This is a genomic window from Nocardia asteroides (assembly GCA_019930625.1).
GTDB lineage: Bacteria > Actinomycetota > Actinomycetes > Mycobacteriales > Mycobacteriaceae > Nocardia > Nocardia sputi.
On sequence record CP082844.1, the window covers coordinates 3181572 to 3197675 of the forward strand.

At 70.6% G+C, this 16104-nt stretch carries 11 protein-coding genes; 4 read left to right on the plus strand and 7 right to left on the minus strand.

The genetic code is table 11. The features are described from left to right. Positions 1-35: 35 nt before the first annotated feature. From K8O92_14480 to K8O92_14500, 5 genes are all read right to left on the minus strand, one after another. Positions 36-3908, minus strand: coding sequence for an ABC transporter ATP-binding protein/permease (locus K8O92_14480; protein UAK34922.1), 3873 nt, complete (start codon positions 3906-3908; stop codon positions 36-38). Positions 3909-3960: 52 nt separating this feature from the next. Further along, on the minus strand, positions 3961-4743 hold the full coding sequence (locus K8O92_14485; protein UAK34923.1) for an ABC transporter permease: 783 nt from the start codon (positions 4741-4743) through the stop codon (positions 3961-3963). After that, positions 4740-5729: an ATP-binding cassette domain-containing protein gene (locus K8O92_14490; GenBank protein UAK34924.1), complete on the minus strand. Its 990-nt coding sequence runs from the start codon at positions 5727-5729 to the stop codon at positions 4740-4742. The genes K8O92_14485 and K8O92_14490 overlap by 4 nt, the downstream gene beginning before the upstream one ends. Continuing rightward, positions 5726-6457 carry a hypothetical protein gene (locus K8O92_14495; GenBank protein ID UAK34925.1) on the minus strand — a complete coding sequence of 244 codons (732 nt, stop codon included), beginning with the start codon at positions 6455-6457 and terminating at the stop codon, positions 5726-5728. Before K8O92_14495 ends, K8O92_14490 begins: the two co-directional genes overlap by 4 nt. A 115-nt stretch (positions 6458-6572) precedes the next feature. Next, positions 6573-7607, minus strand: coding sequence for a glutathione S-transferase C-terminal domain-containing protein (locus tag K8O92_14500; GenBank protein UAK34926.1), 1035 nt, complete (start codon positions 7605-7607; stop codon positions 6573-6575). Positions 7608-7645: 38 nt separating this feature from the next. Between K8O92_14500 and K8O92_14505 the strand changes: the two genes are divergently transcribed. Then, positions 7646-8440 (plus strand): enoyl-CoA hydratase/isomerase family protein, encoded by a 795-nt coding sequence (locus K8O92_14505; protein ID UAK34927.1) that lies wholly within the window; start codon positions 7646-7648, stop codon positions 8438-8440. Between the two features lie 92 nt (positions 8441-8532). Further along, positions 8533-9780 (plus strand): long-chain fatty acid--CoA ligase, encoded by a 1248-nt coding sequence (locus K8O92_14510; GenBank protein UAK34928.1) that lies wholly within the window; start codon positions 8533-8535, stop codon positions 9778-9780. 7 nt (positions 9781-9787) lie between these two features. On the opposite strand, the gene K8O92_14515 is transcribed toward K8O92_14510, so the two are convergent. Then, a complete protein-coding gene (locus K8O92_14515) occupies positions 9788-10534 on the minus strand; it encodes a tyrosine-protein phosphatase (GenBank protein ID UAK34929.1) in 747 nt (248 codons plus the stop codon). Between the two features lie 414 nt (positions 10535-10948). Between K8O92_14515 and K8O92_14520 the strand changes: the two genes are divergently transcribed. Both K8O92_14520 and K8O92_14525 read left to right on the plus strand, forming a co-directional pair. Further along, positions 10949-11431 (plus strand): TetR family transcriptional regulator, encoded by a 483-nt coding sequence (locus tag K8O92_14520; protein UAK34930.1) that lies wholly within the window; start codon positions 10949-10951, stop codon positions 11429-11431. A gap of 46 nt (positions 11432-11477) precedes the next feature. Continuing rightward, positions 11478-12656 (plus strand): amino acid deaminase/aldolase, encoded by a 1179-nt coding sequence (locus K8O92_14525; GenBank protein UAK34931.1) that lies wholly within the window; start codon positions 11478-11480, stop codon positions 12654-12656. Here the strand turns inward: K8O92_14525 and K8O92_14530 are convergent. Next, a complete protein-coding gene (locus K8O92_14530) occupies positions 12626-16006 on the minus strand; it encodes a hypothetical protein (protein ID UAK34932.1) in 3381 nt (1126 codons plus the stop codon). The genes K8O92_14525 and K8O92_14530 overlap by 31 nt on opposite strands. Positions 16007-16104: the final 98 nt, after the last annotated feature.

The window sequence follows — 16104 nt, forward strand, 5'->3', positions numbered from 1 at the left end:
TATCTGAGGATAGGCCCAGCAGCAAATCGGCGGATTCACTGACCACCCGACACCCCCGACCCTATTGGTGATGACCCGGCGTCACCCGAGAATATTCCCTCCGACGACTGCGCCGCTGCCCAGAGCCGGGCATACGGTCCACCCGCCTCGAGCAACTCCGCGTGGCAGCCGAATTCCACGATCCGCCCGTGGTCGACCACGGCGATCCGGTCGGCCCGCGCGGCCGTGCCGAGCCGGTGCGCGACGATCACCGTGGTCCGGTCCCGGCTCAGCGATCGGCTCGCTGCCAGCACCGATGCCTCGGTGTCCGGGTCGAGCGTCGCGGTGGCCTCGTCGAGCAGCAGCAAGTCCGGAGCGACCAGTTCCGCGCGGGCCAGCGCGATCAGCTGCCGCTGCCCCGCCGACAGGCCGCGGCCTCGCTCGCCGACTGGCTGGTTCAGCCCGAGCGGGAGGGCGGCGATCATCTCCGTCGCACCCACCGCGGCGGCCGCGGCGGTGATCTCCTCGGGGGTCGCGGATGGTTTCCCGAATGCAATGTTGCTCGCCACGTCCCCGGTGAACAGGTGAGCTTCTTGCGGGACGATGCCCAGCCGGGAGCGGTAGTCGGCGAGGCGGTAGTCGCGGACGTCGGCGCCGTCCACGCGGATCGCGCCGTGGTCACTCGCGATCACCGAGGCTCTGTTTTTCGCCATCGCGGGACCCAGCGGGTCCGGTACGGCGAGATCGCCCGGCTTCCCGGGATGCCCGCCGGGCTCCCGTGGCAGGTCGTAGAGCCGCGCCAGCAACTTGACGACGGTCGACTTGCCCGCGCCGGTCGGCCCGACCAGGGCCAGGGTGGAACCGGCCGGGATGTGCAGCGAGACTCCGTCCAGCGCCGGGACGCTACTACCCGCGTAGTGGAAACGGACATCGTCGAAGCCCACGTCACCGCGCAGTCCCGCGGCGATCGGCACCGGGTGGGCCGGATCGGCGGCGATCGAGGACGGCGTGCGCAGCAGGTCCCCGATCCGGCGCAGGCCGACCCTGGCCTGCTGGTAACTGTCGAAGACCTGGGACAGCTGCAGGATCGGCACGAACAGCAGCTGTAGATACAGCACGAACGCGACGAGGGTGCCCGCGCTGGTCGCGCCGGTGGCGACCTCGCGCGCGCCGAAGAACACCACCACCGCCAATGCCACGTCCGCCCATCCGACGACGAACGCGAAGTACGACGCGATCGCCCGTTGGGCACGCAGCCGGCTGTTGCGATACCGCTGTGAATACTCGGCGAAGCGACGGGCGGCGCGCGGCTCGTGCCGATTGGCCTGCACCGCGCGCAAACCCGTCACGTTCTCCTGGAAGTCGGCGTTGACCGCCGACACATGCTCCCGCGAGACGGTGTACGCGGTGGATGACACCCGCCGGAACAGCACGGTCGCGACCACGAGGGCGGGCACCGTCGCCAGCACGGCGATGGCCAGCGAGACATCGATCACCAGCAACGCGACCGTGATGCCGACCAGCGTCAGCAGGCCCACCAGGCTGGTGGCGACGCCGGTCTGCAGGAAGGTCGACAGCGCGTCGACGTCGGTGGTCATCCGGGTCATGATCCGTCCGGACAGCTCGCGTTCGTAGTAGTCCAGACCGAGCCGTTGCAGGTGTGCGAAGCTGCGGACCCGCAGGGCGAACAGCACCCGCTCCCCGGTGCGCGCGGTGAGCAAGGTGGTGGCCGCTGCGACCGCCCAGCCCGCGGTGACCAGTACCGCGCCGAGCAGCGTCGCGCGGACCAGCGCGGCGGCGTCGTCGTCCAGCACGCCGCCGTCGATCGCGTAACGCACCAGCGGCGGGAAGGCGATCGCGATCGCCGCGTCCGCGGCCAGCAGTGCCATCACCGTGAGCACCAGCCTGCGGACGGGACGCAGCAGGCGGGTCAGCCGGAAACGCGGATCCGGCTCGCGCAAGCGCCGCGCGTCCTGGGCCGGTTGCTCGGTGGCGGGTGGCAGCGCCTCGATGATCCGGCGCAGTTCGGGCGTCTCGTTGATGTCGGCCGCCGCGGCGCCGAAGCGACGACCGGCGGGACCATCGCCGGCTCGGCCGTTCGAGACTGCGATCGCCTCCGGCTCGGGAGTGGGGTGCGCGGCGGGAGCGGATAACCGGATAACCCGGTCGGCGTGGGCGAGCGTCGACTCCCGATGCGCGAGGATCACCGTGGTCCGTCGGCCGTCGCCGGGCAGCGCTTCGAAGATCGCGGCCTCGGTGACCGCGTCCACCGCCGAGGTGGCGTCGTCGAGCACCAGGATGCGCGGACGCGCCAGCAATGTCCTGGCCAGCGCGATGCGCTGGCGTTGGCCGCCGGAGAGCGTGAGACCGCGTTCGCCCACCACCGTGTCGTAGCCGTCCGGCAATTCGGCGATGAATTCGTCGGCCGCCGCCTGGACGGCCGCCTGCCTGATCTCCTCGTCGGTCGCGTCCGGTCGCCCGAGCGCGATATTGGCCGCGATCGTGTCGGAGAACAGGAAAGGATCGTCGAAGACGACGCCGATGGCGGCGCGCAGGTCGGCGGCGCGCAGGTCGGCGATGTCGACGCCGACGGTCTCGGCGGTGCGGGTTGTGGCGCGCGAACTCTCGTGGGCGCCGGTGAACGCGTCGGCGGTGTCGGCTCGCGAGGCCGCGTACGCGGGGACGTCGTCGGTGAACAGGCGGATGCTGCCCGAGTCGGGCGCGTAGAACCGGGGGAGCAGCAGGGCGAGCGTGGACTTGCCCGAGCCCGCCGGGCCGATGACCGCTACCGTCTCGCCGGGCCGCACCCGCAGGTCCAGTTCGCGCAGAACGGGCCGGTCGGGATCGAAACCGAAGCTCACCGCGTCGATCTCGATGCCGAGCGGTCCGTCCGGCAGCTCGACCGGGCGATCGGGGTCGGCGATGACCGGCGCGGTGTCGATCACTTGGAACACCCGCTCGGCCGCTGCCCTGGTGAGCTGAGCCATGACGATCACCGAGGAGAGGATGCGCGCGGTGCCGGTCATCACTGCGACGTAGGCGGCGAACGCGACGAAGGTGCCGATGCCGATGCTGTCGTGCAGCGCGAGCAACCCGCCGATCGCGATGACCGCGACCATCCCGATCTGGGGAATCGTCGCGACGGTCGGTGCGAATCGGGTGTCGATCCGCGCGGCGCGCATTCGCTCCGCGAACAGCTCGCGGCCGTGCCGCTCCAGCTGGTCGACCATCCGCGCTTCCTGGCCGAAGCCTTTGACCACCCGCACCCCGGTGACCGTCTCCTCGACGTGCTGGGCGAGATCGGCGGCGCGTTGCTGTGCGGACCAGGTGGCCGCGTGCAGGCGCGGTCGCATGCGATAGACCACCAGGCCGATGGCGGGCACCACCAGCAGCGCGACCGCGGCGAGCGGAGGGGACAGCCAGATCATCACCGCGGCGGCGAGACCGAATTCCAGCAACGCCATACCCGACAGCGGCACCATCGCCATCAGGCCTTGGACCAATTGGAGATCGGTGATGGATCGTGACACCACCTGGCCGGTGCGCAGGGTGTCCTGCTTGACGCCGTCCAGCCGCTGCAGGGAGCCCAGCAGGTTCACCCGCAGCGCGTGCTGCACGTCCAGGGAGAGCCGCCCGGCCAGCCAGCGCCGCCCGAATCCGGCCGCGGACCGGCTCACGGCCAGTATCAGGAGCAGGCCCGCGACGGCGCTGATGGCCCCCGTGTCACCGATCCCCGCCGCGTCGATGGCGCGTTTGGTCAGCAACGGTCCCGCGGTCTCGATGACCGCTCCGCCGAGCACCGCCGCCCCGAGGCCGGCCAGCACCGCGCGGTGCGGCAGGCATTCGGCCCACAGCCTGCGGATCCATCCCGGTCTGCGTCCCCCGTCCACGTCGCCTGTTCGCCCCCTCTGTCGTACCGCGTTCGTCATCGACGGTACCGACACCGACCGACAGCCCGTTGTTCCCGGCCGGGCTCTCGGGTCACAGGTCGCGGGTGCGCAGGCTCCACCAGCTCGCGGCGCCCAGCCCGATGGTCCACAGGAGCAGGACCACGACGGCGGCAGGGGTGGGCGCGAGGAAATCACTGTCGGGATAGGAGCCGACGGCCACGGTGCCGACGGTGGCGGAGACGGGCAGCACGGTGACCACGCCCGGGATGCCGAGACCGCGCGCGATCAGCCAGATCAAGGGTTCCGCGAGCAGGATCCAGCCGAGCAGTGAGGCCACCGCCCGAGTCGAGGAGCGCAGCAGGATGCCCGCGCTCGCGCCGATCAGCGACCAGCAGACCGCGGCGAGCAGTCCACCGCCGAGCACCGCGAACAACTCCCCGGTGACGGCGACCTTGCCCCGTCCGACGCCGAACAGCGCGCCGAGGGAGACCAATTCCACCGCCACCGCGGCCGCCAGCGCACAGCATCCGATGACCAGGAATTTCGCTGCGGCGAGCCGGTCGCGGTCGGCGGTGAACAGCGCGGTCACCGCCATGCTGTGGTACCGGTACTCCGACCCGGCGGCCACCGCGCCGAAGACCGTGGCCGCCAGCACGACCATGGCGAGGCCGATGTACAGCCCGATGGTCGCCGCGCCGGTGGCCGGCTCACCGCGCGGATTCGGCGGTCCGGCCAGGGCCGCCGAGGCGATACTCGCCAGCAGCGCCACCGCGACCAGCGCCCCGGCCAGGATCGGGCCGCGCGGCATCGTGACGAGCTTGCGGACCTCGGAATTGACGTTCGGCACCAGGTCCGCGGGCAGGATGGTGATCATCGTGGAATCCCGTAAGGCATCGGCGAGGGTTGCTGGAATCCGGGCGTCGCGAGACCCGGATATTGCGGAGCGGGCGCGGCCGTGGCTCTGGTCAAGGACGCGAGTACGCGATCGGGATGAATCGGGTCGGGAACGATGCTGTCGATCCGCACCTGCGCCGAGAGCGCCGCCGCCCGGATCTGCGCTTCGCTCGCCTCGGCGACGGCGAGGCGACCGTCCGGCCGGATCACCGCGTCGGTGAATCCCTGCGCCGCGAGCATGGTGGCCAGCGCGATGGGAGTGGAGGCCGCGACGACCAGTCGGTCCGGATGCCCGCGCCGCAACCGCGCCGGGGTGCCCTGGTAGACCACCGCACCCTGGCTCAGCACGATCAGCTGGTCCGCGCCCGGCAGAACGGCGCCGAGGCTCTCGCTGGTGAGCAGGACACTGCCGCCGCGGCGGGCGTGCTTGCGCAGGAAATCGTGCAGCCAGCCGCGTTCGGCGGTGTCGAGCCCCTCCATCGGCTCGTCGAGCGCCAGCAGCGGTGGGTCGCCGAGCAGCGCCGTGGCCAGGGCCAGCCTGGTCTGCTGCCCGATCGACAGAGCGCCGATCTTCGTCGCCGCGTGCTCGTCCAAGCCCACAAGCTCCAGGACGTCCGTCACGCGGCTGTCGAGGACGCCCGCCGCGGCGGCGTAGATCCATAGGTGGTCTCGTGCGGTACGGACCGGATGCAACCCACGTGGGGCGAGGACGCCGCCGATCACACTCGCCGAGCCCGCGGCGTCCCGCCGGGAGCCGGGGCCGCCGACGGACGCCGATCCGGCGGTGGGGACGAGCAGCCCGAGCAGCGCCCGCACGATCGTGGTCTTACCCGCGCCGCGCGGACCCACCAGCGCGGCGACGGCGCCGGCGGGCACGGTGAAGCTGACGTCCGTCACGGCGGTTGCCAAGTCGTACTGCTTGGTCAATCCCCTGACCGCGAACGCGATCGGCCGCGCCCCGCTCATCGTGGCGTGGCCGGGGGTCGCGGCTTCGCCGGGTCGATCGCGGTGAGCGGATCGGCGTCGATGACCATGTGCCGGTCGGCGGGCCAGGTGGTCGGCGCCGTCCCGAATGCCTTGCGCGCGTTGTTGATCGTGGCCTTGCCGAGCGCGCGGTTGCCCGCACCACCGATCACGGCGCCGATGCCCGCGGGCAGCACTTTGCCCGCCATCAGCGCGGCGCGCTTGGTGATGAACCGGACGATGAACCGCTTCAGCAGCGAATCGTTCATGCTCGACAGGCCGGGAATCCGGTGTGCGAAGGCCGTGCCCCAGTTCTTCGCCGAGGTGCCGACGCTCTTCTGCACGATCTGCATGCCGCTCTCGCCGAGCACGACGGCCAGCACGAGTGCCCTGCGCTGTTCCTGATCTTCCGGCGATATGCCGTGCACCGAGGCCACCGCCAGGGTGAAGACCGCCGAAGCCTCCATGAAGAAGGTGGTCTCGGCGCTGACCGCGGCGATGGCCGCGACGGTGCCGACGCCGGGGAACGCCGCGGTCGCGCCGACGGCGCTGCCGCTGCCGGTCACCGCGAGCAGGTACTGCTTCTCCAACCGCTCGATGATCTGCGCGGGACTCTCCTCGGGGTGGGAGCGGCGGATTCGGTCCACGTACTTGGCGACCGCGGGGGCCTGCAGGCGGGACCCGGTGTCGAGCAGTTCGACCACCGTCTTCTCGAACGCGCCTTTGAGCATCGGCGGCATCCTCCTCTTCCGGTCTGCTGGGTAGAACTGTATGGCACCGGTTGCCGTCAGCTCGTCATGACAACGAAGTACCCAGCCGGATCGGTTCCACCGGCGGCTGCCCGAGTTATGACCGGTTACGCGGGGTGTGGACCGCGGGCACGCGTTCGGCCGACGGCGGAGGGGGCGGCGGGGTTCCGTCGCCGAAGGGCCTGCCGCCGAGTGTTTCCCGGCCGTGCGGGGTCTGCCAGTTCTCCAGGTCCGGGCCCTTGGGAACGATGCCGGTCGGGTTGATGTCGCGGTGCACCACGTAGTAGTGCGTCTTGATCTGCCCGAAGTCGATCGTGTCGCCGAAACCGGGAGTCTGGTACAGATCGCGCGCGTACGCCCACAGCACCGGCATCTCGGCCAGCTTGGACCGATTGCACTTGAAGTGCCCGTGGTACACCGCGTCGAAGCGGACCAGCGTGGTGAACAGCCGCACATCGGCCTCGGTGATCGTGTCGCCGACCAGATAGCGTTGTGTGGCAAGGCGTTCCGACAGCCAGTCCAGGCGGCGGAAGAGCCGGTCGTAGGCGGCGTCGTAGGCGTCCTGCGCGCCGGCGAACCCGCAGCGGTAGACGCCGTTGTTGACATCGCGAAACACCGCGAGGTTGACCTCGTCGATCTCCGCGCGCAGCGGTTCGGGGTACAGCCGGGGTGCGCCGGGCCGGTGGTGATCGGTCCACTCGGTGGAGAAGTCGAGCGTGATCTGCGCGTAGTCGTTCGTGACGACCTGCCCCGTCGGCACGTCGACGATGGCGGGCACCGTGATGCCCCGGGGGTAGTCCGGGAAGCGCGCCAGGTAGGCGTCGCGCAGCCGGGGTATGCCGAGTACCGGGTCGACGCCACCGGGGTCCAAGTCGAAGGTCCAACTGAGCTTGTCGTGCGTCGGACCGCACAGGCCCAGCGAGAGCACCGGTTCGAGCCCGAGCAGACGCCGCACGATCAGCGTGCGGTTGGCCCACGGGCAGGCGCGCGCCGCGACGAGCCGGTAGCGTCCCGGCTCGACCGGGTAGCCGTCGCGGCCGTAGGCCGTGATGCGGGTGGTGATGTAGTTCGTGTCCCTCTTGAACTCGCCGGGCTCGACGTAGGAACCGCTTGCGCTGGCCGACTTGGTCACAAGGACAGTCTTCCAGATCGACCTCGTACGCTGACCGGATGAGTGACACGAAGGCCACGCGCCTGGAGCGCGAGTTCACCGACGGCGGCGCGGAGGTGGCGACCCTCACCCTCGCCCATCCGCCGCTCAACCTCTTCGATCGGCCGATGCTGGACGCGCTGACCTCGGATATCGCCGAGCTGTCGGCGCGGCCGCCGCGCGCGGTGCTGCTGCGCGCCGAGGGCAAGGTGGTCTCCGGCGGCGTCGACGTGCACGTCTTCGACGGTCTGACACCGGAGCAGGGCGCCGATTTGTGGCGCACCCTGTTCGCGCGGATCATCCATCCGCTGGAGGCGCTGCCGTGCCCGGTGGTGTTCGCCGCGCACGGGCTGACCCTGACCGCCGCCTTCGAGATCGCGCTCGCCTGCGACATCCTGCTCGCGGCGCCGAAGGCGAAGTTCGGGTTGGTGGAGATCGTGGTCGGGCTGACCCCGTCGATGGGTGGCCCGCAGCGCCTGGCCGAACGAGCGGGCTCGGGTCGGGCTCGCGAGTTCGTGATGACCGGCGACCTCTACGACGCGGCGACCATGGCCGAGTGGGGGGTGGTGAACGCCGTGCACGACGACCTCGACACCGCGGCGCGAGCGCTGACCCACCGGCTGGCCGAGGGCCCGACGAAGGCTCACGGGGCGACCAAGAAGATCATCGAGGCGTGGCGTTCGGGCGGTGTGGCACATGCGGATTCGGTGACGCCCGAAGTGTCCGGCGCGCTGTTCGACACCGAGGACCTGAAGGGCGGTGTGCGCAGCTTCCTCGAGGCCGGTCCGGGGAAGGCGCGCTACGCGGGGCGGTGACAGCTGGGACACGTTCATCGCCTATTCCAGCGAAGTTGTGACATGCGTCATATAGTCGCAGTGCCTGATACCTCGAGGCATGCGGAGGACGAATGTCGCAGTTGCTCGTCGAATATCCCCTCACCAGCCCGCACGCCTGGGACAACCCGCTAGCCCGGGGCGCCGACGGGGTGCTGCGCTACGGAAACCTCACACCCGCGCTGACCGAACTGCTCGATCTACAGGTGCACGCCTTCGGCACTCGCGAAGCCGTGGTGGAGGTCGGCGGCCCGCGCCTGACCTACCGTGAGCTGTGGCACTCCGCCTCCCGCATCGCGGGCGGCCTGCAGGAGCACGGCATCGGGTACGGCGACCGGGTGGTCATCCGCATGCCCTCGGGCGCTCGCTGGGTGCAGGCGTTTCTCGGCGCCTTGCTCAGTGGCGCGGTGCCGGTGCTGGTGCACGACAGGCTGCCCGACGCGGTGGCCGAGCGCGTGATCGCCGACAGCCGTGCGGATTTCGTGCTCGGCCCCACAAGCGTCGAGACCGAGTTGCCCGACGGGGCCGCCTACATCGATGACGGTGCGGCGCTGGGCGACCTGGCGCTGCTGTGCTACACCAGCGGAACCTGCGCGCCCAAGGGCGTGGAGTTGACCAACGAGAATCTGCTCTCCGCCGTGCGCTCGGTGGTCGCGGCGCTGGATCTGCCGACCGACGGCTTGCGCAACCTGGTGCTGTTGCCGTTGGCGCACGCCAGTGGCTGCGTCGACCAGCTGTTGCCGACCTTCGCGGTGGGCGGCACCGTGGTGCTCACCAGGGACGCCCGCGGCTTGGCCGAAGCCATCACCGCCGAGCGGATCGACATGGTCTGCGCGACGCCGCGGACTTTCGCGGACCTGTTGCCCGAACTGGTGGAACTGCGCGCCGAGGGATTGTGCACCGAGGGCATTGCGCGGATCAGCAAGGCAGGCCATCGCTCCGCGTCCCCGGTCGCGCCGGTCGACCTCACGGCCGGCCTGCGTGGGGTGTTCCCCGCGGCTCGGCAATGGTCGGTGTGGGGCGCGACCGAGACCAGCGGCATCGGTCTGGCAGTGGACGACGCCGAGCGGGCGGTGGATCCGTCCGAGGCTGCCGCGGTGCTCGGTTTCCCCTTCGGCGGAACGGAATTGGCGCTGTGGGGCCCGAAGGCGACGACAGGTCACGGTGAACTGCTGTGCCGCGGGCCGAATGTCACCCCGCGCTACTGGAACGACCCCACCACGACCGCGGCGCGCTTCACCGGAACCTGGTTCCACACCGGCGACCAGGTGACCATCGGCGCCGACGGATTGGTGCGCAAGGAAGCGGCGCCGGTCGAGTGATCCGCTCTCACTCGAGCATTCGTTCGCGCAGCCGCGCGAGCAGCGCGGGCGTCAGCCCGACGGTCGCGAGATAACCGTGCAGGTCGCCGTGCGCCTCGCGCATCGACGCGGTGGCGATGTCCAGGTACTCCTCGCGCACGCCGAGCAGGTCGACCGAGATCTCCTCACCGCCGAGCAGTTTGGTCGTCATGATGGCGCGCAGCGCGGGGATCGCCCCGTTGCTGAGCATGTAGTCGGCCTGTATGTCCGCCTCGGTGACACCGACCGCGCGCAGCAGCGTCGCGACGGCCCAGCCGGTGCGGTCCTTGCCCGCCGCGCAGTGCACCAGCACGGCGCCTTCGCCGCGCACGATGGACTCCGCGAGCGAGGCGATGGCGGCGTGCGCCTCGGGCAGTGCCGGGAACATCCGGTAGACCTCGAGCATGTGCGTATAGGCCGTCTGCGCGGTCGCCTCGTGCGGCGGCGCCTCGGCCATACGCGAGTCGAACGGGGTGACGGTCAGCCGGACGTCCGTGGGCAGCAGGTCTGCGCCCATGTGGTCGATCTCGCGCTGTCCGCGCAGGTCGTGCACGTCGCTGACGCCCAGTTCACGCAGCGCGGCGTGGCCTGCCTCGTCGAGTCCGCTCAGCTGGGCCGAGCGCAGTAGGACGCCGGGACGAACCTTGGCGCCGTCGTCGGTGCGCAGCCCGCCGGTGTCGCGGAAGTTGAACGTGCCGGAGAGAAAGTACTGATCGGCGGGGGGCGAGAGAGTCACCGATCCAGGCTATCGGTCTCGCGGAACGAAAAGATGTCGATAGCGGATCGAACCCCCCACGGTAAGCGTGCCCGATTCGCCTGATTACGATGTGGCATTCGCCACAGAATTTGGGCAGCACGCAGCTCGAACCGTACCGTAGTCCACGGTCTGCCGAGCGTCGGGTGGCGCCGAGATCCACCGTCATAGCGGGATTTTAGGGTGATACGGCCTGATCGCAGCCCGATCCCGGTTGGGTAACAAAACATTCTTTCAGTCCAGAAATACCCATCGAAGCCGTTCTCAAACCCCGGAAACGCTCTACCATTGGTGATCGTTGGACCGGGCAGCCCAGGTGTTTCCCGATGTTGCCCGCCCTGTTCAGCGAGTCGCGCCATCGGAGGTGCGCGAGTTCTTTCGCCGAGGGAGTCGTCGTTGAGCGCACGAGGAGAAGTAATAACAGAAATCCGGCTACGGCCGGCTGTCACCGAGGCTGTCGAGGCCGCGGCGGCCACGCTCGATTACCGGGGTCTGCGCGCGCTGCGGGTGCTGCTGCATGCCGGGGTCAGTGCCTACTGGCCGCTGGTGAAGGCCACTCCGGACAAGCAGATCAAGTCCTACGAGATGACGCTGCAGGCGTTGCGCGCGCGGTGGGGTGGCAGGAGCGACTGCTTTCCGGACCCGATCGCGACGGAGTTCTACCGCGACAAGGACGCGGAGGTCACCGCGTTCCTGCGGTTGTGCGCCGAGCGTTCGGGAACGCAGTGGCTGGAACCGGTGGAGGCGATCGCGTGCAACGTCGTCTCGATCGTCCAGGGCACAGTCTTGCGCTGGCTGGCCGATTGCAATGACGAGACCATGCTGGTGGTGCTCGATGAGATGGTGAGCGGACTGGCCGCCAAGGCCACGGAGCTTTGAGCTGAAATACTGGACGTTTGACCAGTTTGGTGGTTGAGTTGTCCTGGTGACCGAGACGTCGCCGATCGCGGGGCTGCACGCGGCCACCGCGGAACTGGACCCGCCGCTGGCCGCCCTCGACCTGTCCACCCTGCGTGCGAACGCCGCCGACCTGGTGCGTCGAGCTGCGGGCACTCCGGTGCGCGTGGCCAGCAAATCCGTGCGCTGCCGCGCCGTCCTCGCCGAAGTCCTCGGCGCCGACCTCACCGCCGCGGGCGGCTTCGCGGGCATCATGTCCTACTCCCTGCGTGAGGCCCTGTGGCTGGTGCGCCACGGTGCGCGCGATGTCCTGCTCGGCTACCCGAGCGTGGACCGTGCGGCACTGGCGGAACTGGCGGCCGACGACATCCTGCTGCGCTCGATCACGCTGATGATCGACGACGCCGCGCAACTCGATCTGATCCGTTCGGCCGTCGGCACCGACCGGGTGCGGCCCCGGGTATGCCTGGACGTGGACGCTTCCCTGCGCATCGGCCCGCTGCATCTGGGCGTGCGCCGTTCCCCGGTCCGCACTCCGCTACAGGCGGCGAGCCTCGCGAGCGAGGCACTGCGGCGTGGCTTCGACGTGGTAGGCGTGATGACCTACGAGGCGCAGATCGCCGGGCTGCCGGACTCGAATGTCGCGGTGCGTTTGGTGAAGCGAGCTTCCGCGGGGGAGATCCGCAAGCGCCGGGCCGAAGTGCTCGACGCGGTCCGCTCGGTGACCGGCCTGCTCCAGATCGTCAACAGCGGGGGCAGCGGGTCGATCGAGGTCAGCGTCGCGGATCCGGACGTCACCGAGGTGACCGCGGGATCCGGGCTGTACGTGCCGACGCTGTTCGACCACTACCGGTCGTTCACCCCCAGGCCCGCGCTGTATTTCGCCACGCCCGTGCTGCGACGGCCCGCTCCCGGTATCGCCACCGTCTTCGCGGGCGGCTACATCGCTTCCGGCCCCGCCGGGCAGTCGCGGGTGCCCAAACCGGTGTGGCCGCGCACGGTGAAGCTGCTCGGCACCGAGGGCGCGGGCGAAGTACAGACCCCGCTGTCGGGCGCCGCGGAACTCCGGATCGGCGACCGGGTGTGGTTCCGGCACGCGAAGGCCGGTGAACTGTGCGAGCGGTTCGACACGGTGCACCTGGTCGAGGGGGACGGCTCCCGAGTCGCGGTGCCGACCTATCGGGGCGAGGGCGTCTGCTTCGGCTGACCCGCGTCGGCCAGCCGTAGGAACGCCGCGAGATCGGTGAGCTCGTCCGGGGTGCCGGGCAGGTACTCGGTGAGCAGCGGGGAGCGGATGACGATCGCCTTCCACATGGCGCGGCACAGCACGTGGCTCGAGCTGCGCGACAACAGCGACGGCATGCCGTAGGGAGCATCGGCGGGACTGGAGGTGGCCATCGACAGCAGCACCACCGCCGCCTCCCGGCCGCGGAACCGATCCGGCGTGCCCACCAGGACGTCCTCGATTTTCGCGCGGGCCAGCAGGGTGCGGATGCGCCCGACCTGAGCGGCGTACGGCGCGACCACGAAGATGTCGTGCGGGTGCAGCCTGCGGGTGGTCGCTCCGATCGTCCAGGACATGCCGAGCAGCGCGCGGACGCGGCGCACCACTTCGCGTGCCTCCGCCGGTGACTCGGTGGCGTTGCCGTAATGCTCCACCAGGACGGTCTGGACGCCGGGCTCCTCGCCGTCCAGACGCCGGGCCAGCGTGACGGTCTCGTTGGCGCGCAGGCGGCCGTCGTAATACAGGCGGGAGACGGGGTCGCACACCGCGGGATGCATCCGCCAGGTGCGGTCGAGGAAATAGCCGCGCTCGGCGGGCAAGGTTTGGCGTCCCTCGGCGAGCCAGCCGAGCACGGAGTCACCGACCGGGGCCGGGTGGACGCCGCGAGCGGCCGACGGCGCCGGGTCGCCGAGCAGCAACAGGTTGCGCGCGCACGCCGCGACGGACACGGTCTCGGCCAGCGGGAAGCGGCCCGCGTCGGCGACTACGAGCAGGTCGAGGGAGATGTGGGGCACCAAATCCTCGTTCGCGAAATCGGCCGGGTCGCCGCCGAGGACGCAACCGCTGATCGCGTTGTCCAGGAATCGCGGATAGCGGGCGGCGTCGATCACGACCCACTCCGGGGCGAGGGTCGCCGCGTCCTTCTTGGCGACCAGTTCCGGCAGCACGCCCGCCCGCACGATCGCGTCGAGCAGGTTCTCCACGATCGATGGTTCTCGCGCGACGATGCCGATCCGCCATTTGTTGCGAGAGATCAGCCGCTCCAGCACCCGGGCGGCGGTCGCGGTCTTCCCGGTGCCCGACGGGCCCTGCACCGCGACGTAGGAGTGGTCGAGGGCGCACAGCGCGGCGGTGATCGCCGCGGCGTAGTCCCCGTGCACCTCGGGCAAGCGGGCGTCGCCGAGAAGCCGGGGCGGGCGGCGCGCGAGGATGTCGAAGACGGCCGCGCGGGGCGTCTCCGGCAAGGTCATCAGCAACTGCTGCGCCGCGAGTTCGATGGCCGCTTCGGCATTCTCGTCCCAGGCCGGGAGGCCGGGCGCGATCGCGGAGGGCAGTTCGTCGTAGGGCTCGCAGCCCGCGGGCAGCAATTCCTCCAGCCGGACGGTGTCGTCGAATTCGGTGTCCACCGAGCAGCCGAGCACCGTCGCCTTCGCGGTGGCCCGCCGACCCGCGCCGGTGGCCATGCCTGCCGCTGTCGGCCGGTCGTAGAAGGTGTAGACGGTGGTGCCCGGTGTCAGGGCGCTCGGGCCGGGGGCGCCGCTGGGCCCGGTTCCGATCCGGCCGGTCAGGGTCAGATAGCGCCGCATCGTCGGGCGGTCGGGGCGGCGATGCCACTTGGTGTCGACCGTGCCCCAGTCGGCGACCAGAACCCCCGGCGCGTCAGCCCATTCCTCCACCGGATGGCTGAGCCGGTCGGCGTGCGCCCACCACAGCGGCTGCCGCTCACGGCGGTGATAGCCGAGCGCTGCGGCCATCAGCGCGGCGGGATGCAGCGGATCACCTTGCGCGGCAGCGTATTCCGCGAGGGCAGCCTCCAGCGACGACGGCCGGGACGAGGGGACCGGTTCGGCCTCGCCGGGGACCGCCGCGGTGCACCACGTGTCCGTCCGGCCCGGCGGACGGATGGCGATGCGCTGCTCGGCCGCGCGGTCGAGCAGCCAATCGCGCAGCCGCAGCACGGTGTGACAGTCGTGTTCGGCGGCGGCCGAACCCGTCGCGGCGGGAATCAGCCGTCGCAGCCCGCTCAGACGGTAGGACGACTCGCCGACGAGCAGCGCGCCGCGGACGATCGGATACAGATCGACGAGCACGCCTCCGCACAGCAGCTCGTCCACGAGTTCCTCGTTGACGCCGTGCCGTCCGGTGCAGCGCAGCAGCGCCGTCCGCACGGTTGCGGAGTAGTGGTAGACGTGCAGGTCCGGGTAGATCCGGCGGCGCTGCGTCAGATAGTCCAGCACCTGCTCGAGCACGCGGCGTTCGCCGGCGGCCCGCCCGGATCCGCTCGAGCCGACCGGCCCGCGCAACGACAGATGCACGGTGTCCGGCCCACCGACCTCGATGGTGAGCGGAGTGCCGCCGCCTCCCTCGACGGTGAGCGAGAGATCGCCGGGGGAGGGCGTGGGCAGCGCCGCGAGCGCGTCCGCGTCGAGCAGTGCGTACGTGGGCTCACCCGAAACTTCCCGGCGCAGTTGGATTTCCGCTTGCCTGCGCAGCGCGGACACGGTGCGCGGCGACACACCGGGCGCCGTGACCTCGGTGGTGGACAGCCGATCGATGGTGTTCACACCCGCTTCGCGCAGCCGGGCCCGAGCCGCGGGCGGCATGCCGGCCACGAGCAGCAGGTCGCGCGCGGCCGACAGCGCGGGGACGCAGGCACGGCAGCGGCCGCAGGCCAGATAGCGGGGATCACCCCACTGCACCGGCAGCAGTTCGCCGAGCTTCTCGTCCACGATGCGCTCCACCCGGCGCCTGCGCGCCCGATACAGCGGAAGCAGGTCGCTCAGCGCCCGTGCGCTGCTCTCCTCGCCCAGATGCAAACGGACCAGCGGCGCGGTGAGCGCGCCGGAGCGGTCCAGAGCGTCGGCGCAGGCGGCGAGTTCGAGCGCGGCGCCTACCCGGTCGGCGGTCGTGGACGCGACGCCGTGCACCGTGTAGCGGACCCGATGTTCCGCCCGCACCAGGAAGTCGCCGGAGCAATGGAAGCGGCCGTCGAAGAAGGTCGCGTTGCGCACCACGTGCGCGCCGGAGCGCAGAGCGGCGACCGTGCCGGTGTGCGCGGCCGTCAGTGCCGCGACTTGCCGTCCCGGATCGCCCGGTTCGTCCGGCGGCCGGTCGATCTCGGCCACCGCGCCGCCGAACCGCGTGCGGTAGTCGTCGAGAAGGCGTTGCCGTAGGTCATCGGTCCCCGGCTCGGGGGCCTGGTCGAAGTTTCCGGGTTCGGCCGGGATGGTGCCCAATTCGGCGTCGAGAGCGCGCAGCAACGCGAACTCGCAGTGCGCCGCGCGTACGAGATCGACGGTGCTGCAGACGACACGATCACCGAACACGAACAAACGCGGCCCTCCTGTGTCTTCGCGGGACACCCGCTACCGGCGTGCGCCGAATTACACACGGACGGCAACACTGTAGCTAGCGCGCCTGACCTCGGTGT